Origin of the sequence: Haladaptatus cibarius D43, from assembly GCF_000710615.1 — an archaeon.
GTDB classification, from domain to species: domain Archaea; phylum Halobacteriota; class Halobacteria; order Halobacteriales; family Haladaptataceae; genus Haladaptatus; species Haladaptatus cibarius.
Genome location: NZ_JDTH01000002.1, coordinates 1,169,752 through 1,189,246, shown reverse-complemented (window position 1 = coordinate 1,189,246; position 19,495 = coordinate 1,169,752). Strand labels below are relative to the sequence as shown.

Genomic DNA, 19,495 nt, shown 5'->3' with positions numbered 1-19,495 from the left:
TTTCCTGCCGTTGAAAACGCCCTGCGTTTTCAAGACACAAGGACAGCAGAACGGGCGGGCCGCTGGCCCGCCCGTTCAATCCAAATTTGGTCAGCCGTCGCTTTTCGAAGATATAGCTTCCGACACACAGTGGCAGTTCAACCAATCGTTTGAGGGTCGAGCGCGGCGCGCTCGGCCCTCTGGCGGCCTGACGGCAACGGGCGAACGAAAGAAAGAGCGAGTGGCCCTGCCACGAGCGATTGACGAGAGAGGGCGTGGCTTATTGTCGTGATTTGAAGTCATGATAATCGTTCAAATGCCACTTCGACCATCGAAAAACAATTCCACGACAGTTCCCCGCTAACGTCGTGAGTAGATAGCTTTTCCCCACCGAAAGCCCTACACGGAATCGAATGCCCGCGCCGAACTGGAACGCCTTCACTGCTGTCACACTGTTCGTCCTCGTCATCCTCATCGCGCTGGCGCGGGCCTCCCAAGCGATGCTGGCCGGAGAAGACGACCAGTCCGCGGTGTCCGAAATCGACTCGAAGCCCGATTTGGACACATCTTCGGAGTCCGAATCACACCTCAATTTCGAACCACAACCGGAGTCCGAATCGTACCTCGATTTTGAATCACACCCCGTTTCCGAACCACAGTCGGATTTCGAGTCGAATCCCGACGAACAGTCGAATCCCGACGAACAGTCGAATCCCGAGGACGAACAGTCGAATCAGGAGTACGAGATGACGACGAAGATGCTTCTGTTGAACGTTGCGTTGAGCCAAGGGCTGTTCGGCGTGATACTCGTCGTTGCGGCGGTGCTGGCCGGAATTCCGGCCATCGCGTTGGGTGTCGAATCCGCGACCCTGCTGCAGTTCGGGGTGGGAATCATCCTCGGCATCGCGTTGTTCGTGGCGAACGAACTCGGCCAGCGCGGGGCGGACGCGCTGGACATCGACTACGAAGATGGGTTGCGTGAGCTGCTGACGCCGGATTCGATTCGCGGGTGGGTGCTCCTGCTCGGCGGTGCCTTACCCATCATCGCGGGCTTCGAAGAACTGCTGTTTCGCTCGGCGCTCATTGGCGTGCTGGCCAGCGGTTACGGACTGTCGCCGTGGCTTCTGGCCGTGCTGTCGTCAGTCGCGTTCGCGGTGGGACACGGCGCGCAAGGCCCGGCCGGAATCATCGTGACGGGCGCGCTGGGCGGCGTGCTCGCCGCCGCCTTCATCATCACGGGAAGCCTGCTGGTCGTAGTCGTCGCTCACTACCTCGTGAACGCGCTGGAGTTCGTGGTTCACGCACGGGACGTGGCGTGACGATTTTTCGCTTACCGTTCCTCGGAGTTCTCGTGAGCGACGGCGGAGCGAACGAGAGTAAGAAGAACTATCGTTCTTCACTATCCAGCACGCGAATCTGGTCGCCCCGCACCGTCACCGGAATCGGAACGGTCGCCTCGTAGAGTTCGACCGTCACTTGGTCTTTCCCTTCGTCGATGCGCTGAACCTGCGCCTTTTCGCCCTTGAACGGGCCAGCGATGAGTTCCACGATGTCCCCCTCCGCGATACCCTCCACGTCGGGCGTCGGCGAGAGGAAGTGTTCGACTTCGGAGATACTGCTCACGCCGGGCACCATGCTCCGGGCGTGGGGAATCTCCTCCAGCACGCGGCTGATGACCGCGTCGCCTTCCGCCTCGACCATGACGTAACTCGTCAGTGAGTCGGGGGCGAGAACGGCGTGAATATCCGGTTCCTCGCGGTTGACAATCATATCCGCGACGGTGCGTTCCTGACTTGCCGTGGTCTTTACTGCGTAAATTGACATGGTATTCGGGTTAGGCCGGGAGGAAGCTCATCACGACGAAGATGGTGAAGCCGAGCAGTCCGACGAGGAGGATACCCGCGCCAGCAATCTTCGAAATCTGTGAAAACTCGTCCCACGAGGGCGTACTCGCCAGTTTGAGCACGCGAACGTACGACGCCACGTCGAGTTTGACATCCATAGTTAGTTGTGCTTAGCCATCGGGCTTTTTCTATCTTTCCAAGGTCAGCCGAGAGCGTCGTTCGTGTGGACGGGGGGAACCCCCACTTATTGGCAACCGCTTGCCATCGAATCGAGCGGAAATTCCAGTCGGTCGGCGTTGCGAACGCGAATCACGACCGCATAGCACTCCCCCGAACGATTTTTCGCAGGAATTTGGTGGCGTTTCCACTCCCTGTCGTCCATGCGAGCCTCGATGGTGAACTGCCCTTTTTCGTGCATCCACGGTTCGTCGATTACCGGCGCGGGATTCGATTTCGTTCCCGATTCGGACGACCGGGCGAGCGAATAAGTTTGCTCGTGAACCGCCTCTCCGTTGCGCTCGATACGGACGTGAATATCGTGAGGCGAATCATCGAGGTTGATGAACGAGATGTTCGACAGTTCGACCGACTGCGAACCGAACGCGGAACAGCCCGCAAGCGCCACCGCTGGCGGGATACTGAAAAGCAGTTGCCGTCGGTGTAGGTTCATTTTTATTTTCACTGAAATATAATCATTAGACTATATAATAGCAATCGGCTCTGTTGATGAATTTTTGCGGAAAATTCGCTATTGAATCCGCTATCCAATCCTATCTTCGCAGATATTTTCCCGTGCAGTGTCCAATAGGGACTAATGACCGAGAGTGGCCGTTCTGACTTCGGCGGGTTGTGGGACGGCCTCTCGTACATCGCTGTTGGACTGGTAGCGATGACGATATTCGTATTCCACGGGGATTCGGTCAACACTGGTGGCGTCGTGTCGAGTATCGCACTGATTGCAATTGGTGTTGTGAGTCTACTCGCGCCGCGACTATCTCCATGGTTTACCGACTTGAATCGCTACTGGAGAGGGCTGTTCTGGGCGCTCTGTGGGCTTTGCATCCTCGGTATTGGCGTCGTGAGTTCGAACACCGCAAACAGATGGATTAGTGGTGCTGTCCTCGGTGATGGATTTGTACTCTACGGCATTTTGATTGCAGTCAATAGATAAGCTGATTATCCCTTTACCGGTCACGGTCAAAATGCTGAAAACTCTCGCAAAAATCGCTCTGATTTATCAGCCAGCGAACTACTCGACGTAGTCGATGTCTTCGGTTCGACTTGTGGCCTGCGCCTGCTCTTCGTCGCTGCGACCGTAGATTTGCGGCGACTGGACGCCGGTGACGACAATCATGGTGCGCATAGTGCCCTCCAGACTCTCGTCGATGGAGGTTCCCCAGATGATGCGGGCGTCGGGGTCGATGCGGTCGTAAATCTGTTCGACCACGCCTTCTGCCTCTTCAATGGACATGTCGTTGCCACCCGTGACGTTGACCAGCGCGGATTTCGCGCCGCTGATGTCCACGTCGAGGAGCGGCGAGCGCAGGGCACTTTTGACCGAATCCTGTGCCTTCGAATCCGAATCGCTCTCGCCCAGTCCAATCATTGCCACGCCGCCTTTTTCCATGACGGTACGAACGTCGGCGAAGTCCAGATTGACCAGTCCGGGTTTGGTGATGAGTTCCGTGATTCCCTTCACCGAGCGCATGAGCACTTCGTCGGCGACCTTAAACGCCTGCTTGACGGGCAGTTTGCCCACGGAGTCGAGCAGTCGGTCGTTCGGGACGACGATGACCGTGTCGCTCACGTCGCGCAGTCGTTCCAGTCCGGCCTCGGCGTTCGTGCGTCGGACTTCGCCCTCCGCCGTGAACGGCGTCGTGACGATGGCGATGGTGAGCGCGCCAGCCTCGCGCGCGGCCTTTGCGACGACCGGGGCGCTACCGGTTCCCGTCCCGCCGCCGAGTCCGGCGGTGACGAACACCATGTCCGACCCCTGAATCGCGTCGTAAATATCCTCCTGACTTTCGAGCGCGGCTTCCTCGCCGACCTGCGGAAGCGACCCCGCGCCGCGTCCGCTGGTCTTTTGCTCGCCCATCAGGATTTTGGTATCCGCTTCGATTTCCACGAGATGCTGAACGTCGGTGTTCGCGGCGACCAGCGACGCGCCGTGGATTCCTTCTTCGGCCATTCGGTTGACCGTGTTTCCTCCGCCGCCGCCACAGCCGACGACGGTAATGTTCGTCTGGAGGTCTTTGAGTACGTCTTCTAGTTGGTCGTCGGTCATCGTGCCCGATGGGGTCGTACCCGACGGGGCGGCCTCGTTTCTGGCACCACCGATTTGCGTCTGGGAGGCGTTTTGTTGCTCCCCTTCTGCCTCCTCAATGGCGTCTTCGACAATGGAGTCCATCCTTGAGGTTTGGTTTACCAACGCAGATTAATTATCTTTCCCCTCTGGATGACGCACGTCTGACGCACGTTCGCACACCACCTATAGAATAATACTTATGTGAACCACCGATTTACCACGCGAAACGTTCAAAAATTATATGGAAAAGCGATGTGTGCGTTCGGTTCGCACGGCCTCCGGCGGAATCGTCCTTTCTGCGACCGTTACCGCGGTTCCCGCCGAGAGTTTTCCGAACTTCGGTCCCTCCGAAACACCCAGTTTCCGGGCTTTTTCGGGGTCGAAGCCGGTTTCTCGTACCACGATTTCGTCCGGCGTTCGTTCGACTTCGTCGTACTTTCGGTCGAGAAGCGCCGCCAGCGCGTCGATAATGGCGTCGTAATCGTCCGGCCCGCGAACTGCCGCCCGCCCCGAAACTCGCGTCCCCCCTTGTTCGGTTTCGAACGCGATTGCGTGCTTCGCAACCGCATCCCGCGTCTCCTCGCGGTCGATTCCCGTCGCACTGTCGAGCAAATCGTCGGGGAGCGGGACGATTTCGAACTCGTTCGGGTCGTCTGCATCGTTCGGGTCGTCTGCATCGTCCGTGTCGTCTGTATCGTCCGTGTCGGCCGCAGTGCCCATGCTGCCCGCCACTTCTCCAAATCGCAGTCCGGATTCGACCGACGACAGTTCGGTTTCCAGCTTTTCCGCGAGCGAGAGGGAAACGCCGGACACCTCCCGAACCCACGTTTCGCTCACGAGTCGATAGCCGAGGTCGGCGACGACCGATTCCAGTTCCGGGTACTCACCCTCACAAACCGCGTACTCCGCGCCGCTTCGCTCGAACGCCTGCCGAATCGTTTCCCGCGCCTGTGACTCGTCTGGCGACCCGAGTTCCTCCAGATTCCAGTCCGAGGCGATGTGGCCGACGGCCCAGTCCGTCTCGCGGACGATTCGCTCGAATCGCGGGACGTAGTGACCGCCACCGAAGCCAACCAGTTGTCGTTCGCGCGTCGGTTCGACGCCGTGAAGGTCAAGGATGGCCTGCGCGACTGCGCGCGCCGCATCGGAATCGTTCCACTGTTCGTCGCCGCTTCCGAGTTCCACGAACATCGACGGAACGCGGACTTCGCTCGGCCCGTGATGGGTACACTCCATGCCAACTTCGTAGGATTCCGGCGCGTGCTCGTCGAACGAATCGAGCAGTTTTTTCTGCGCGTTCGGAGACGTTTCCGCGAGTTTCCCGTCCGCCCCGCCGTACTCCGCCGGGCCGAAGTTGCCCGTGAAGTGTGCCGTCAGCAGTGGGCCGGTGTCGCCCGAGTGGCGGGAGGCGAAGACGAGCATTTCGGGATTCGAGAACGCCTCTGCAACGTTTTCGATGTCGAGGTGGAGGGATTCGAACTCGCGAAGTTCGAATCCCTCGCGCTGGTAGTACGTTCCGCCACCGTCGGCGTCGGGGCGAGAATCGTCTTCGTTTTCCATCCACTCCGCTTTCGAATGCAACTGCTCGCCGATGTGTTCCGAGGCGTAATCGGCGCGGCTGACGACGACGGCAATCATGGTCAGGACTCCGCGCTAAAATCGAAAAAGGGCGTCGAATGTGGACTGACTTCTACGGGCGCTGTTGGAGTGCCGAAACGGTCAGACCTGTTCTACCGGTGCCGGTTCGCCGCCGGAAATACGCTTGTAGACGCGACCGACGAGGAATTGAAGCGCCTCCCGGCGAGTCGCCAACAGCGCGATTCCGAGGACGATGTAAACGGCGCTGAACGCGATGAGAGCGTCGTAGTGGTGGAAATCCGGATACAACTGCACGAGGAACAACACGAGCAGTGCGAGGGCTTCGCGGATGCTGATTGTGAAGTTGACCAGAATCGCCAGCGCGAAGAAGCTCTGTGCGGCGGTGAGCCAGATTTCACCAGCTTGTTTCTGGCCGAGCGGAAGGGTTTCGAGACTGCCGAGCGAGATGCTGTAAACGAGGACGAGGGTTCCAATGAGGAGCGTCCACTGGTTGAGTTTCGAGGAGATGAGCGCGTTGAACGCCGCCGTCGAGCGCGCCTTGTTGACCAGATACGCGACGACGATGAGTTCCGGACTCTCGCTAGCGAGCGGCGCAACCCACTGAATCATCAAGAACGAGGGAACGCCGATTTGCTCCCCGTATGCCTCCAATCCGTGCGCGAACGGTTCGACGGCGGTGAAAATAACGACAGCCGAGAACGCAAACATCCCGAGATAGATGGGAACACGAATGCTCTTTTTGAACGACTGGAAGTAGGCCGGGACGCCGACCTGCTCTTCGTCGGTGTGCGGCGCGTTCAGCGTGAAGATGATGTATGTGAAGTACAGGCCGACGAGGAACACCATGTCTGGCCAGCCGATGCCGTCGCCGAGCGGCACGAAGAAGGCGTAGATGGTTGCGATGAAGAGGAAGAGAATTTCGGTCGAAATGTCCGGGTCGAGTTTCACTCGGTCGGCGAGGAAGCCGCTCCGACTTTCGACCGCAGGGTCGTTCGTCGTCTTCGCTTTGTAAATGGCGAACACGGCGATAGCCGACCAGCCGAGTCCGATGAGGATGCGGTTCGCGCCGGTCATGTTCGCAACGGCGAGGCTCGCGTTTTCCGCCCCGCGAGGGGTTCCGGCGAACGCGCCCGCGTTCCACGCGTACAGTGCGTCAACCGCGTATTCGGGGGCGACGGCGAGAACGGCGAGGATGGCGAGCGCGAATGCACGCGGAACGTCCTCCTCCGCCGTCTCCGCCCCCCATGCAAGCAAAAACGATGCGCCGAGTACTGAAATTCCGGTGATGGCAATCGTCTGCAGCGTCGAAAGGGAATGGGCGTTTCCGGTCGCCCACAGCCCCATCCACGGTGCTGTTAGAAGCACCGAGAGAAAAACTGCTGTAAGTGGATGTCGTAATCGTTCCTTCATCGAACATCAGTTGCTGGTCGCCGAAGGTAATCCTTGCGTTCCGGAATCAGGGAAACAAGAGGAAGACGAACGCGCCGTATCCGGCGACTAACAGTAGACCGTTAAACCGAGAGACGTGATGTCGGTGTGCCATCAGTGCCATCGCGCCGACCGTGAAGGCGATGAGGAACGGGAACTCGAAGTTCTGCGTGGCCACCGGAACGTTCACCGGAACGACGAGCGCCAGCACGCCGATAACCGCGAGGATGTTGTAGATGTTGCTTCCGATAACGTTGCTGATGCTCAAATCCGCTTCGTCGCGGGCGGAACTGACCATCGAGGTGGCGAGTTCGGGAAGCGAGGTACCGAACGCGACGACGGTGAGGCCGATGAAGAGGTCGGAAAAGCCGAATCCACGGAGTAGTTCGACGCTCCCCATGATGAGCAGACGCGACCCCGCCAGCAGGACGGCAACCGAGAGGACGAACATGCCGACGGTGCGCGTGTTGATTGCTCCTTCGTCGCCGACTTCGTCGGTGACGGCAGCCTCGTCGCCGCCGCGGCGCGTGTGCCGAAGGATGTAGGCCGTGAAGACGGCGAGGACGGCGAGCAGAAGTGCGCCGTCAGCCGCACTGAGCACGCCGTCGCTTCCCAGAACGACGAGGAGGACGACGGCGGCGAGCATGAACGACCCATGTCGCCACAGCAGGTCGCGGTTGACTGCCATCGGTTGGACGAGTGCGGACGCACCCAACACGAGGCCGATATTGGCGATGTTCGACCCGACGATGTTGCCGAGGCCGATGTCGCCGGAGACGGAGACGGCACCGATGAGGCTGACAAACAGTTCCGGCGCGGTCGTTGCAAAGGCGATGATTGTCACGCCGATAGTCACCGGAGCGATGCCGACGCCGAGCGCGAGCGACGACGCGCTATCCACGAGCAGTTCTGCACCGATATAGAGGAGTACGATACCACCGAGCAGTAACAGCAGGTCGGCGGACATTCCCATCGTGAATTGCGGCGCGTACATTGTCTTCCTGATTCATTTCACCACCAATATATATTACTTCCGACGAATAGGTTATTCGTTAGCAGACCACAGATGACGTATGGACGTTTACGGACTGCTCGGCAATCCAGTCGGCCACTCTCTGTCGTCGCCGATGCACGAGTCTGCATACGACGAACTCGGGTTGAACGCGCGATATGTAACTTTTGAACCAGAAAGAATCGGGGCAGCAATCGAGGGCGCACAGACGCTCGGTATCCGAGGATTGAACGTCACGATTCCGTTCAAAGAAGACGTTCTTTCCCACGTCGAAGCCGATTCGCTCGCGGAGCGAATCGGCGCGGTGAACACGGTCGATTTCTCCGGCTCCGGTACTCCAACCGGCCACAACACGGACACAGAGGGCGCTCGCCGCGCGTTTTCCCGCCACGACGTGGCACTCGACGGAACATCCGCGGTCGTCGTCGGTGCTGGCGGGGCGGCGCGCGCAGTCGCATTCATGCTGGCGGACGAGGGCGCGACGGTTCGGATTGCAAACCGAACCGGCACGCGCGCCGAATCGCTGGCCGAGAACGTGCCGGGCGCGAGCGCGCACGGATTGGACGAATTGAGCGACATCGTTCCCGAGGCGGATGTGCTGGTCAACGCGACGAGCGTCGGAATGGAGGAGGACGTTTCCCCGGTTCCGCGGGAGACTCTTCACCCCGACCTCGCGGTGATGGACGCGGTGTACCGACCGCTCGAAACCACACTTCTGCGCGAGGCGGCCGACTGCGGGGCCACGACCATCGACGGCGCGTGGATGCTCCTGTTTCAAGGCGTCGCGGCGTTTGAAATATGGACTGACGAACCGGCTCCCGTCGAACGGATGGACGCCGCCTTGCGAAGACGCCTTTAAGTGATGGGGCTTTGTACAATCATGTAATGGGGCTTATCACACGGCTGAAATCGCTGCTCGGTCTTGGCGATGAGCGTTCGCAAACGCGCCAGCGCGACTCCGGCGTGACGATAGAACGCGAACCGACCGAGACGCGAGAGCAACCGGATGCGACGAACGAGAAAGCGGTGAAAAAGACAGAACCCGACGAGTCCCCGGAATCGGAGGCGACCCCGGAATCGGACACGAGCGTCTCGACCGAAGACCTCGTGGACGAACCGACCGACCACATCGAGGAGGCAGAAGCCGAATCGGAAGCCGAGTCGGAGGTGGACACCGCCGCGGAACCGGCCGAGGCCACTGGGCCGTCCGCGGAAGCGGGACAGCCCGCACAAACCGAGGGGACGGAACCCGAACCCGGCCCGGAGGAAATCGAGGACGCGGAACCCGAGGACGCGGAACCCGTCGATGAAACCGAACCGGCGGCGGAACCCGAACCGGAGACTGAGGCTGGCAGACCGCTCAAAGACGTGAAAGGTATCGGCCCGGCGTATGCCGAGCGACTTCGCAATGTGGGCGTGGCCGACACGGCGGAGTTGGCGGTCGCGGACTCCAAGGAACTCGCGGAAGAAACCGACCTCTCGGCGAAGCGAATCGAAGGCTGGATAGAACGTGCGAAATCGATGTGAGAAACTGACGGTCATCACCTCGCGGTTTGCGTACCGCGAGGTGGCCCGCGACGCATCGCGCGGCGCGAGGATTCCCGTCGAAGTTCGTATCGACGTGGACGACCCGTTTCTCGCCTACCGACGCGCGCGGAACGGTTCCGGTGGCTTTTATCTGGCGACGACGGGTGGACAGTCCGGCTGGGGCTACTTCGGCGTCGAACCGACAGAGCGACTGCAAGCGAGACAGGATGCGGACTCGCTATTCGGCGGAGCGGACAGCGAGTTCGCCAATGAGTCGGGAACGAGCCTCGCCGCGCTTTCGGGCGTGCTGGACGACGAAACACTGCTTCGCGGGGACTGCGACGTTCCGTACCCCTGCGGCCTGTTCGGCTGGCTTTCATACGACCTCGTGCGCGAGTTGGAGACGCTTCCGGGACTGGCGACGGACGACCGAACCCTGCCGCAACTCCAGTTCGGACTGTACGACTGCGTTGCGGCGTGGGAAACGCACGGCGAAGCGGACGAGAGTCCGGAAACGACCCTCCGAGTGACGGCCTGTCCACGACTCGGGAACCCTGATAATCCAGATTCGACCTACGAAAAAGCTCGGGAAATGGCGTGTGTCCTCGCCCAATCTGCAATCGAGGGCGACGAAGCGGTTGGCGACCCGCCCACCGACGAACAGGGGTCGTTCGTCAGCAGTTGTGGCAAGGACGCCTTCGCGGAGCGCGTGCAGGCCGTCAAGCGGTACATCCGCGACGGCGAGACGTTTCAGGCGAACATCTCCCAGCGACTCGAAGCGCCCGCGAGCGTGCATCCCGTCGAAGCCTTCGACGCGCTTCGGCGCGTGAATCCAGCGCCCTACTCCGCGCTCATCGAATTTCCGGGCGTCGATTTGGTCAGCGCCAGTCCGGAACTCCTGCTCTCCGTTGAGGACGAACGAATCGTCACGGAACCCATCGCAGGAACTCGAACGCGGGGAGACACTGCGGCGGAGGACGCGGAACTCGAAGCCGACCTCCTCGGCGACGAGAAAGAACGCGCAGAACACGCGATGCTCGTGGATTTGGAGCGAAACGACTGCGGGAAAATCGCCGAGTACGGAACTGTCGAGGTGACGGATTACCGCCGGGTCGATAAGTACTCCGAGGTGATGCACCTCGTTTCGGAGGTCGCCGGGCGGCGGCGGTCGGGGGTGAGTCTGACGGACGCAATCGCGGCGCTGTTCCCCGGCGGGACGATTACTGGCGCGCCAAAACCCCGGACGATGGAAATCATCGACGAACTGGAATCGACTCGAAGAGGGCCATATACGGGAAGTATCGGCATGCTCGGCTTCGACGACCGGGCGACCTTGAACATCGTCATCCGGACGCTGGTTCGGTATCGGGACGAGTATCACCTGCGCGTCGGGGCCGGAATCGTCCACGACTCCGTGCCAGAACTGGAGTACGAGGAAACGCTAGCGAAGGGGAAGGCGCTCGTGAAGGCGATTGACGAGGCTTTAGGTCGTGACGATGGGTTTTCCGTGGAGTAGTCGCTTCAGTACGTGATAGTGGTCAAATCTGGTACCGTCTTTTTTCGGTGTTGCTAGCTGTTGCCGACTCCAATGAAAACCGCACCGCCACCGCAGGCCACATCCTCCCCAACCGACTCGTGCGCTTACGTTCGTTCACGCACTCGTCCACTGTCGGAGCAAGCTTCGACAAGCCGTTCGCTCGCTCCTTTGTCGCTCACGAAGACCTCGCGTGATAATCTGCAAACCCTCGGCGGTGGCTCGCGGCTCCGCCGCTCGCAGTCGCGGTTTCGGAGAAACCGCGTTTTCCTCGGGTCTGCTGACGCACGCGCCATGAAGGTGGTGAATATCCACGAACTCCAAACGTACTATACGGCGCGCGACGGCGGACCTGTGGTTCGCCCGCGCGAGGGAGGACTGAGCGACGGTAGGAGCGAAGGACTCGGTTGGGGAGGGTGTAGTTGTTGCGGTGCGGTTTCAGTGGAGTCGTGATTTGCTACCAGAAATCGAAGACAAAACCGGAAAAGAGTTCGAAATCCCGTCGCCACTGCACCTTCTCAAAATTCAATCGAACCAACAAAGTTTACCCGAAACCCGCGAAACTCACGACCAAGACGCGAAACCCACCAAATCCCAGAAAATGATTCTCGTCATCGACAACTACGACTCGTTCGTCTACAACCTCGTCCAATACGTTGGGGAGTTCGCCGACGAGGTAGTCGTCCGGCGAAACGACGCCATCGACATCGCGGGCATCCGCGAACTCGACCCGGACGGCATCGTCGTCTCGCCCGGCCCCGGAACGCCGGACGACGCGGGGGTTTCGGTTCCTATCTTCGCGGAAACGACCTATCCCGCGCTCGGGGTCTGTCTGGGCCATCAGGCGCTCTGTGCCGCCAACGGGGCGCCCGTGGTTCACGCTCCGGAGGTCGTCCACGGCAAGCCCTCGACGGTGAGCCACGACGGGCAAGGCATTTTCACCGGACTCCCCGAAACGTTCGAAGTCGGGCGCTATCACTCGCTGGCGGTCGAGCGCGGCGACTTGCCGAACGCGCTGGTCGAAACGGCCCAGACCGCGGACGACCGCCGAACCGTGATGGGGGTTCAGCACGCCGAACGCCCGCACGTCGGGGTGCAGTTCCATCCCGAGAGCATCCTCACCGACGAGGGAAAACGGATGATTCGGAACTTCTGCGAGTTGTGTGATGCCGTGGAGTAGTAAATAAAGACCATGCAGTACCACGTCAACGGCCGTCTCGTTCCCGCGGAGGAAGCGACGGTCAGCGTCCGCGATAGGGGTTTCATGTACGGCGACGCCGGGTTCGAAACCCTGCGCGCCTACGGCGGCACGATTTTCGAGTGGGAGGCCCACGTAAATCGCCTCCGGAGAACCTGCGAGGCGCTTTCCATCGACCACGGAATCGGCGACGACGAACTCCAAGCGCGAATCCACGAGACGCTGGACGCGAACGACGTGCGGGACGCCTACGTCAAATGCTCGATTACGCGGGGTGTTCAACCCGGGAAACTGACGCCCGCCCCGGCGGACAATCCGACAGTCGTCATCATCGTCTCCGAACTTCCGCGTGGGGGAAAACGCGGAACCTCAGTCTGGGACGGTTCGGCCACCGCCGAAATCGTGGAAACCCGGCGCGTTCCCGACCAAGCACTGCCCGCGCACGCGAAGACGCACAACTACCTGAACGGGGTTCTGGCCCGCCTCGAAACCGAGGCTGACGAGGCGCTCATGCTCGATTCGGATGGGAACCTCACCGAGGGCGCGACGAGCAACCTGTTTTTCGTCCGCGAGGGCGTGCTCCACACGCCCTCGCTTTCCGGGCCGGTTCTGCCCGGAATCACCCGAAAGGTCGTCCTCGAACTGGCCGAGGAGGTGGGGATTCCGACCCGAACCGGTTGCTATCGCCCGGACGACCTCCGGCGCGCCGACGAGGCGTTTCTGACGAACACGACGTGGGAAGTTCGCCCAGTCGGTTCTCTCGGTGGGGAGGAATTTGCAGTCGGTTCCGTTACCCGCGAACTCGCGGCGGCCTTCGACGCGCTGGTGGAATCGCGCCACTACTGATGCACTCCCATTGAAAAGCCTCAAGCGTCTTCGCAAGCAATCCCTCGCCGATGGACGAGAACCGCCGCATCGCCGCGCTTTCGGAACTCCCCGACGACAGCACCTTCCTATTCACGATTCGGAACGGCTTCGACGAGGAGGAAGCCGTGTTGGTCACGCAGAACGACGACGTGCTTGCATGGAAAAACTACTGCCAACACTGGACGGACGTGCGCCTCGACAAAGGAAACGGGGCGACCATGCGCGACGGCGAACTCGTCTGCGGCAAGCACGGCGCGCTGTTCGAAGCCGATTCCGGCGTCTGTTCTTACGGCCCGTGTGAAGACGCCGTCCTCGATTCGGTTGACGTGACCGTCGAAGATGGTGCAGTGTATCTGACCGACTCCGATTATGATTTCGTTCAGCAGGGGTCTTCTATCGAGTACGATTTGTCCTCGAATCGCTCTCTTGGATTCGAATAGCTATTTTGTGTACATTCGCGCGACCTTTTTATCAATGCTCAATAAGTGGTTTCAATATTAAATAGTTATAAAAAGATATAAAAATTTAAATTTATGGTGTGAATTGAATTATCTTCAAAGTTATGTGGGTACGGACGGTGGTGGTCAACTACCTGCAGAACATGAATTTACTTTTGCGGGAAAGGGCGTTTCTACACATAGCAATGCGGGAGAATCAACCGCGAATAAAATTTCAGAGTTATTTGGCCAAAAGATGGAGGTTACCGAGCATTCAGGCCCATCAAACATAATATTGGCTGATGACCCATTTAACCAAGCGCCTCCATTTGGAGTTCGTCCATCTTCTGGGGGGTTCATCGTTAAATTATGGTGATGCAGCACTTTATGCATTAGATGCTGCTATCGGACTTTGCGCAGGTCAGTTAAAACAGGGCGCAGATATTGCATACGACGCCGCGAGAGTACTCTATGAACTAGTTGATTCGGGCAACCGAAGTGCAACAGGAACAAACTTAGAGTACCACTCATCTCATTCCGGTGCTGCAGAAAACGAGTCATATGCTCGGTTCAGAACCCATCATGATTATTATTACGATTCTGAAATCAAAGTTCGTGGTGTATTAGATGGAGCGAACGTTGGTTCTAATGCGGTTCCGGTTTCATTTTACGTATATTTTCCGAACGGAGTTGACGCGGAGAAAAACGGCACCTCTGCTTATTCAACCCAATCTGACGAATTGCCAGTATCGTATGCATCGCATAGTCCTCAGGAACTTCAACAAAATGGATACCAATTATTGTCAAATAGTACTCAAATAAAGGTACTTGAAACGATTCCTGCTCACGCAGCAAACCAAATCCCACGATTGGAAAGAATTGGAGGAGGCGGAGCGGTTCACCGAGTTCAGTATCCAAATTGGGCAAAAGTAGAAGCGAATCCGACGTCCATCAAAAAGCAATAAATTTAACCACTTAATAATCTATTTTTGATTGTATGAAACGCCGTAAGTTCTTAACATCTGCTAGTATAGTTACTGTAGTCGGCATTTCTAGCGGTTGTATAGAAAACATAATGAGTAAAAATGGAGCAGATATTGCTTCCTTAGATGCCTCTAATTTTAGTGAAAATCAAAAGAATTTAATATTTTCTTACATAGCAAGGATGGAAAAATCGCATACGAACGGAAAATTACCGTCTCTGGAGCACCCGGTAATAAATTCTCCACTGAATATATAGAAGACTACCCAGAAATTCCTATCACGGAGATTCGTGCTACTGTTGGAAATCAAGAAGTTACGGAGAATACTACCGGGTATGAGAACCCACTTCACGTAAGCGTGAGGTGCAGTACGGATGGCAAACTAGACGTCGGAATATTCGTTTGATTCGACTTTTTTCGATTCCTCACTCCACGTTCCGAATCGTAAACGTCGGTTCGTCGATTGCTTCGCTCTTGCACTCCGGGCACCGGGAGGGGCGGTTCGCCGGGTCGTCGAATCTGTCGAATCCGCAGTCCCGGCATTCGGGCGGCGCGACGAGCAGTTGTTCGTCGCCGGATTCGACCGACCGGGCGATGTGTTTGGCGTGTCGGAGCGCCGACCCGGGCGTGATGTCGAACTCCACCGCGAGGGTGCTCGGCGCGGCGGGCGTCTCCCTGAGGAAGTCCGCAATCTGCTCCCGCGTCGTTTCGTCCTCGGTCATATTTCGAGGTTCGCGTCGCTCGTTCAAATTTCTACCGCGACGAAGATGACGGCGTAAAGTATTTTCCTCCGGTCGCACATGGCTAATCTGCGATACGGGGAGCACACCGAGATGCCCGACGAAATCATGCTAAACAATCAAACCGTCCTTTTTGTTGAACACGAAACGGACATCGCGCGGACGTTTGCCCGCGCACGTGACGACCTGACCGTCCACGTCGAATCGTCGGCGTCGGAGTGCCTCGTCCGCCTCGAACGACGCGCCGTGGACTGCATCGTCAGTAACTATGACCTCCCGGAGAGCGACGGTCTTTCCCTCCTCGAATCGGTACGCGACGACTATCCGAACCTCCCGTTCGTCATGCTCACTGGCGCGGGCGGTGAACACGTCGCAAGCGAAGCGATTTCGGCGGGCGTGAGTGACTACCTCCCCGAAACGACCGTAGACGGGATGGACGACCTCTGGACGAGCATCGAGAACGTCATCGAAACCCATCTCGGCGGGCGTGGCGAAAGCCGAATCAAGGCGCTCACGACCACTTTTCCGGACGTTGCCTTCCTTCTCGACGACAAAGGATATTACTGCGAACTGCTCGTCGGCCCGAACACCGAGAATCTGGCCGCCAGCTCTCCGACGAATTTGGTTGGAAGGCAACTTCACGACGTGTTTCCGGAGGACGAAGCCGATCGGTTTTTGACACACATCCATCGGACGCTCGACACCGGACGTATCGAGACGATGGAATACCCACTGGAGGTCGAACGAGGGGAACGTTGGTTCGAAGCGCGAACGACGCCGCTCGGGGCAAAAATCAACGGTCGCGAGGCCGTCGTCTGGGTCGCTCGGGACATCACAGACCGCCGTAAACGAGAACACAAACTGACCAGACAGCACGAGGAGTTGGAGACGCTGAACCAGATTCATCGGGTGATTCAGGAGGTCATCCACGAACTCGTTCACGCCGCAACCCGGGACGACATCGAGCAGTTGATCTGCGAGCGACTGGTCGATTCCGGGCTGTACGAACTCGCGTGGACTGACGAAAGCGAAGTGAGTCGAGAAGGGGTCACACCCCGAACTCGCGCCGGAGGAATCGACGGCTATCTCGACACCCTCATCGACTTCGGAACGGCAATCGACGACGACCCGGCGGACATGGCGATGCGAACCGACGAGTTACAGGTCATCAGAGACGTTCGAGACACGGACAAACTCCCACCTGCCGTCTGTCAGGAGGCACTCGACTGCGGCGTCGAATCCGGTATCTCGATTCCAATTTCGTATGGCAACACCGTGTACGGCACGCTATCGCTCGTTTCGACACAGTCCGGCGTACTGGGAAAGCGGGCACAAGCCGCGCTCGAAACGCTCGGCGACACGATTGGCTTCGCTATCAACGCCGCGAAAAACAAGAAAATACTGCTGTCGGACAGCGCCGTCGAACTCGAGTTTCAGGTGAACGACCCGCGAGAGGTGTTTTTGATCATCTCCCGCGAGTTGGACTGTCGGTGTTATCTTCACGGGTTGGTTCCGGCCTCGGACGGAAAACTGCTCCACTACGTCCGAATCGACGGCACATCGCCGAAGCGCGTCAAAGAGATGGTTTCCGACGCGAAACAAATCGAGGAGTGCAGACTCATCGAAAGCGACGATGCCGGGTTCGTCCTCGAAACCGTCATGGCCGAATCGACGGTGAAAAAACTCATCGAGGCGGGCGCGGCCGTCCAGTCCGCAACCGTTGATTCGGGCGAAGTGACCCTCGTCGCGGAAGTGCCACACGACACCGACGTTCGGCAAGTCGTGGACACCTTTCAGTCAGCCTACCCGGACTCGCAGTTGGTCGGCAAGCGCACAGTTAGGCGAGGAACACAAACGGCCCGCGAGTTCCGACAGTCGTTGACCGAACGGCTTACCGACCGACAGGAGACGGCGCTCCGAACGGCGTACTTCGCGGGATATTACGACTGGCCACGCGGGAGCACCGCCGAGGAAGTCGCGGGGTCGCTCGATATTACGTCGCCGACGCTCCACTATCATCTTCGGAAGGCACAGAACGAACTCCTTTCGGCGTTCATCGACGGCTAGTCGGTTTTACGCGGGAATTTTCGCGTAAGTGCATAGATTTTTTGTGCGAATGTTCGCACAGAGTCGGTACGGAGGCCGCACAGCATTCGTCGGCACTGCAATGAAAAAGGACTTAGGGGGCGGGAGTGACGGTCAACGCATGAAAGCCGTCGTCCTCGCGGGCGGATACGCGACGCGCCTGTGGCCCATCACGAAACACCGGCCAAAGATGTTTCTCCCGATTGGTGAGACAACGGTCATCGACCGCATTTTCGCCGACCTCGAAGCCGACGACCGTATCGATACGGTGTACGTCAGTACGAACGAGCGATTCGCGGACGAGTTCCGCACGCACCTCCAAGAAAGCGAGTTCGAAAAGCCGACACTGAGCGTCGAAGACACCGCCGAAGAAGACGAGAAGTTCGGCGTCGTCGGCGCACTGGCCCAACTGGTCGAACGCGAAGAAGTCGATGACGACATGATCGTCATCGCCGGAGACAACCTCATCAGTTTCGACGTCGGCGAGTTCGTCGATTTCTTCGAGGAGAAAGAATCGCCGATTCTGGCCGCCTACGACGTTGGGACCAAGGAGCGCGCGAAATCCTACGGCCTCGTAGAACTGGACAACGACCGCGTCGTCGATTTCCAAGAGAAACCCGACGACCCCAACTCGACGCTGGTTTCCATCGCCTGCTACGCATTCACGCAGGACAACTTGCCGCTCCTGCAGGAGTACCTCCAAGATGGCAACAACCCGGACGAACCCGGGTGGTTCCTCCAGTGGTTGCAGGCCCAAGAACCGGTGTACGCCTTCTCCTTCGAAGAAGCGTGGTTCGACATCGGCACGCCGGAAAGTTATCTCGATGCGGTGTCGTGGTATCTCGATGGCGATTCTTACGTCGCCGACAGCGCGACGCTCGACAACGCCGAAGTCGGCGAGAACGTCCACGTGATGGATGGTGCGACGCTCGAAAACGCCAGCGTCGATAACGCCATCATCTTCTCGAACGCAATGGTTCGGGACTGTGACGTGCGAGATTCCATCATCGACGAGAAGACGCACATCGAGAATATGGACCTCGCGGGTGCCCTCATCGGTGCGCACACCCAGATTACGAACGGTGCGCGCGACGAGTAACGCAAAGCCTCGAATCCGACTAGTTTGACTTTTGACGAAGACATGACTTCCCAGAGTCATGTCTTCGTACTGATTCTACAAACAACAGAAGTCCGCTCACTCACGCTGTTCGTTCGTGGAACGCTACTCACCCTAGTTTCGCATCCGAAATTCGAACCCGTCCCCGGTCTCCATCCCATTCAGTCTCGTACTCCAATTCGATTGGTCGTTCCATATGCGGCGCATCGGTTACTAACGTCTCAAACTCTCCGCCCTCCCCCAAAATGTGAACGCCGTACTCGTCGTTGAGTGTCTCCAGTTCGTCCAATGCCTGCTTGTCCAGCGTTCGGCCAAGCCACGATTCGTCCAAGCCGTAGGCCGCGACTTGAATGATTTTGATTTCGAATCCGGCGTCAATCATCGCATCCCCAAGTTCGCGGGGGTCTTCCTGCCAGAGGGGAGCAAACAGGTCGATGCCGAGGCGGTCGCACAAATCCTGAATCCGATGCGTTTGGAACTCGCTTTCGACTGCGCCCGCCGTGACGCCCGCCAAATCGAGGTCAAGGTCGCGAAGCGCGGCTTCCAGCGTTTCGGTTTCCTTGTCGCCCTGCTCTCCGGCATCTTCGGCGTTTTTGGCGTCGAAGTCGCCATCGACGTTGACGAGTTGGATGCCGATGCTTTCGGCGGCGAGCGTGGACAACGTGGTCGCCGGGACGTGATACATGTACGAATCTCCCGCTGGATGGACGGTGAGCAGTCGCTCCACGTTCAGACCGTCTTCGAGTGCGCGGTAAAGCGCCCACGAAGAATCTTTCCCGCCGGAAAAGAGACTGACCCACGCCTGCTGGTTCATGGTTTGCTTTGAAAATGCGGGAATAA

The 19,495-nt window shown here is 58.6% G+C and carries 21 protein-coding genes; 12 read left to right on the top strand and 9 right to left on the bottom strand.

Features of this window, described 5'->3' with window-relative positions; translation table 11 throughout:
- The first annotated feature begins 392 nt into the window (after positions 1-392).
- Positions 393-1,298 carry a CPBP family intramembrane glutamic endopeptidase gene (locus HL45_RS11570; RefSeq protein ID WP_049971247.1) on the top strand — a complete coding sequence of 302 codons (906 nt, stop codon included), beginning with the start codon at positions 393-395 and terminating at the stop codon, positions 1,296-1,298.
- Between the two features lie 67 nt (positions 1,299-1,365).
- Here the strand turns inward: HL45_RS11570 and HL45_RS11565 are convergent, their stop codons facing one another.
- The 3 genes from HL45_RS11565 to HL45_RS11555 form a co-directional block, all read right to left on the bottom strand.
- Positions 1,366-1,803, bottom strand: a complete 438-nt coding sequence (locus HL45_RS11565; RefSeq protein ID WP_049971246.1) for a transcription elongation factor Spt5 — start codon at positions 1,801-1,803, stop codon at positions 1,366-1,368.
- 10 nt (positions 1,804-1,813) lie between these two features.
- On the bottom strand, positions 1,814-1,981 hold the full coding sequence (locus HL45_RS11560; protein ID WP_049971245.1) for a protein translocase SEC61 complex subunit gamma: 168 nt from the start codon (positions 1,979-1,981) through the stop codon (positions 1,814-1,816).
- An 86-nt stretch (positions 1,982-2,067) separates the two neighbouring features.
- On the bottom strand, positions 2,068-2,493 hold the full coding sequence (locus HL45_RS11555) for a hypothetical protein (protein ID WP_049971243.1): 426 nt from the start codon (positions 2,491-2,493) through the stop codon (positions 2,068-2,070).
- 144 nt (positions 2,494-2,637) lie between these two features.
- On the opposite strand from HL45_RS11555, the gene HL45_RS11550 reads away from it, so the two are divergent.
- Complete coding sequence (locus HL45_RS11550; protein ID WP_049971242.1) at positions 2,638-2,994, top strand: hypothetical protein; 357 nt, start codon at positions 2,638-2,640, stop codon at positions 2,992-2,994.
- A 78-nt stretch (positions 2,995-3,072) separates the two neighbouring features.
- On the opposite strand, the gene ftsZ is transcribed toward HL45_RS11550, so the two are convergent.
- From ftsZ to HL45_RS11530, 4 genes are all read right to left on the bottom strand, one after another.
- On the bottom strand, positions 3,073-4,230 hold the full coding sequence (gene ftsZ / locus HL45_RS11545) for a cell division protein FtsZ (RefSeq protein ID WP_049971241.1): 1,158 nt from the start codon (positions 4,228-4,230) through the stop codon (positions 3,073-3,075).
- A gap of 135 nt (positions 4,231-4,365) precedes the next feature.
- Positions 4,366-5,766 carry a D-aminoacyl-tRNA deacylase gene (locus HL45_RS11540; RefSeq protein WP_049971240.1) on the bottom strand — a complete coding sequence of 467 codons (1,401 nt, stop codon included), beginning with the start codon at positions 5,764-5,766 and terminating at the stop codon, positions 4,366-4,368.
- 81 nt (positions 5,767-5,847) lie between these two features.
- The gene (locus tag HL45_RS11535; protein WP_049971239.1) at positions 5,848-7,137 is read right to left on the bottom strand and encodes a sodium:calcium antiporter; all 1,290 of its coding nucleotides are present in this window, start codon (positions 7,135-7,137) and stop codon (positions 5,848-5,850) included.
- Between the two features lie 46 nt (positions 7,138-7,183).
- The gene (locus tag HL45_RS11530; protein WP_233274760.1) at positions 7,184-8,149 is read right to left on the bottom strand and encodes a calcium/sodium antiporter; all 966 of its coding nucleotides are present in this window, start codon (positions 8,147-8,149) and stop codon (positions 7,184-7,186) included.
- Positions 8,150-8,228: 79 nt separating this feature from the next.
- Here HL45_RS11530 and HL45_RS11525 point away from each other — a divergent pair, with 79 nt between their 5' ends.
- The 8 genes from HL45_RS11525 (at position 8,229) to HL45_RS20425 (ending at position 14,970) form a co-directional block, all read left to right on the top strand.
- Positions 8,229-9,026 (top strand): shikimate dehydrogenase, encoded by a 798-nt coding sequence (locus HL45_RS11525; protein ID WP_049971238.1) that lies wholly within the window; start codon positions 8,229-8,231, stop codon positions 9,024-9,026.
- Positions 9,027-9,052: 26 nt separating this feature from the next.
- The gene (locus HL45_RS11520) at positions 9,053-9,694 is read left to right on the top strand and encodes a helix-hairpin-helix domain-containing protein (protein ID WP_233274759.1); all 642 of its coding nucleotides are present in this window, start codon (positions 9,053-9,055) and stop codon (positions 9,692-9,694) included.
- Positions 9,678-11,210 carry an anthranilate synthase component I family protein gene (locus HL45_RS11515; RefSeq protein ID WP_233274758.1) on the top strand — a complete coding sequence of 511 codons (1,533 nt, stop codon included), beginning with the start codon at positions 9,678-9,680 and terminating at the stop codon, positions 11,208-11,210. The genes HL45_RS11520 and HL45_RS11515 overlap by 17 nt, the downstream gene beginning before the upstream one ends.
- Before the next feature lie 619 nt (positions 11,211-11,829).
- A complete protein-coding gene (locus HL45_RS11510) occupies positions 11,830-12,408 on the top strand; it encodes an anthranilate synthase component II (RefSeq protein ID WP_049972010.1) in 579 nt (192 codons plus the stop codon).
- Between the two features lie 12 nt (positions 12,409-12,420).
- Positions 12,421-13,272 carry an aminotransferase class IV gene (locus HL45_RS11505; protein WP_049971237.1) on the top strand — a complete coding sequence of 284 codons (852 nt, stop codon included), beginning with the start codon at positions 12,421-12,423 and terminating at the stop codon, positions 13,270-13,272.
- A 50-nt stretch (positions 13,273-13,322) separates the two neighbouring features.
- A complete protein-coding gene (locus HL45_RS11500) occupies positions 13,323-13,733 on the top strand; it encodes a Rieske (2Fe-2S) protein (RefSeq protein ID WP_049971236.1) in 411 nt (136 codons plus the stop codon).
- Between the two features lie 299 nt (positions 13,734-14,032).
- On the top strand, positions 14,033-14,695 hold the full coding sequence (locus tag HL45_RS20430) for a hypothetical protein (protein WP_144240071.1): 663 nt from the start codon (positions 14,033-14,035) through the stop codon (positions 14,693-14,695).
- A gap of 32 nt (positions 14,696-14,727) precedes the next feature.
- A complete protein-coding gene (locus HL45_RS20425; protein ID WP_144240070.1) occupies positions 14,728-14,970 on the top strand; it encodes a hypothetical protein in 243 nt (80 codons plus the stop codon).
- A 168-nt stretch (positions 14,971-15,138) separates the two neighbouring features.
- Here HL45_RS20425 and HL45_RS11495 read toward each other — a convergent pair whose 3' ends face one another.
- The gene (locus tag HL45_RS11495) at positions 15,139-15,435 is read right to left on the bottom strand and encodes a transcriptional regulator (protein WP_049971235.1); all 297 of its coding nucleotides are present in this window, start codon (positions 15,433-15,435) and stop codon (positions 15,139-15,141) included.
- A gap of 78 nt (positions 15,436-15,513) precedes the next feature.
- Between HL45_RS11495 and HL45_RS11490 the strand changes: the two genes are divergently transcribed.
- Positions 15,514-17,520: a bacterio-opsin activator domain-containing protein gene (locus tag HL45_RS11490; RefSeq protein ID WP_233274757.1), complete on the top strand. Its 2,007-nt coding sequence runs from the start codon at positions 15,514-15,516 to the stop codon at positions 17,518-17,520.
- Positions 17,521-17,659: 139 nt separating this feature from the next.
- Positions 17,660-18,637, top strand: a complete 978-nt coding sequence (locus tag HL45_RS11485; protein ID WP_049972008.1) for a sugar phosphate nucleotidyltransferase — start codon at positions 17,660-17,662, stop codon at positions 18,635-18,637.
- 127 nt (positions 18,638-18,764) lie between these two features.
- On the opposite strand, the gene HL45_RS11480 is transcribed toward HL45_RS11485, so the two are convergent.
- On the bottom strand, positions 18,765-19,469 hold the full coding sequence (locus HL45_RS11480) for a diphthine--ammonia ligase (RefSeq protein ID WP_049971234.1): 705 nt from the start codon (positions 19,467-19,469) through the stop codon (positions 18,765-18,767).
- Positions 19,470-19,495: the final 26 nt, after the last annotated feature.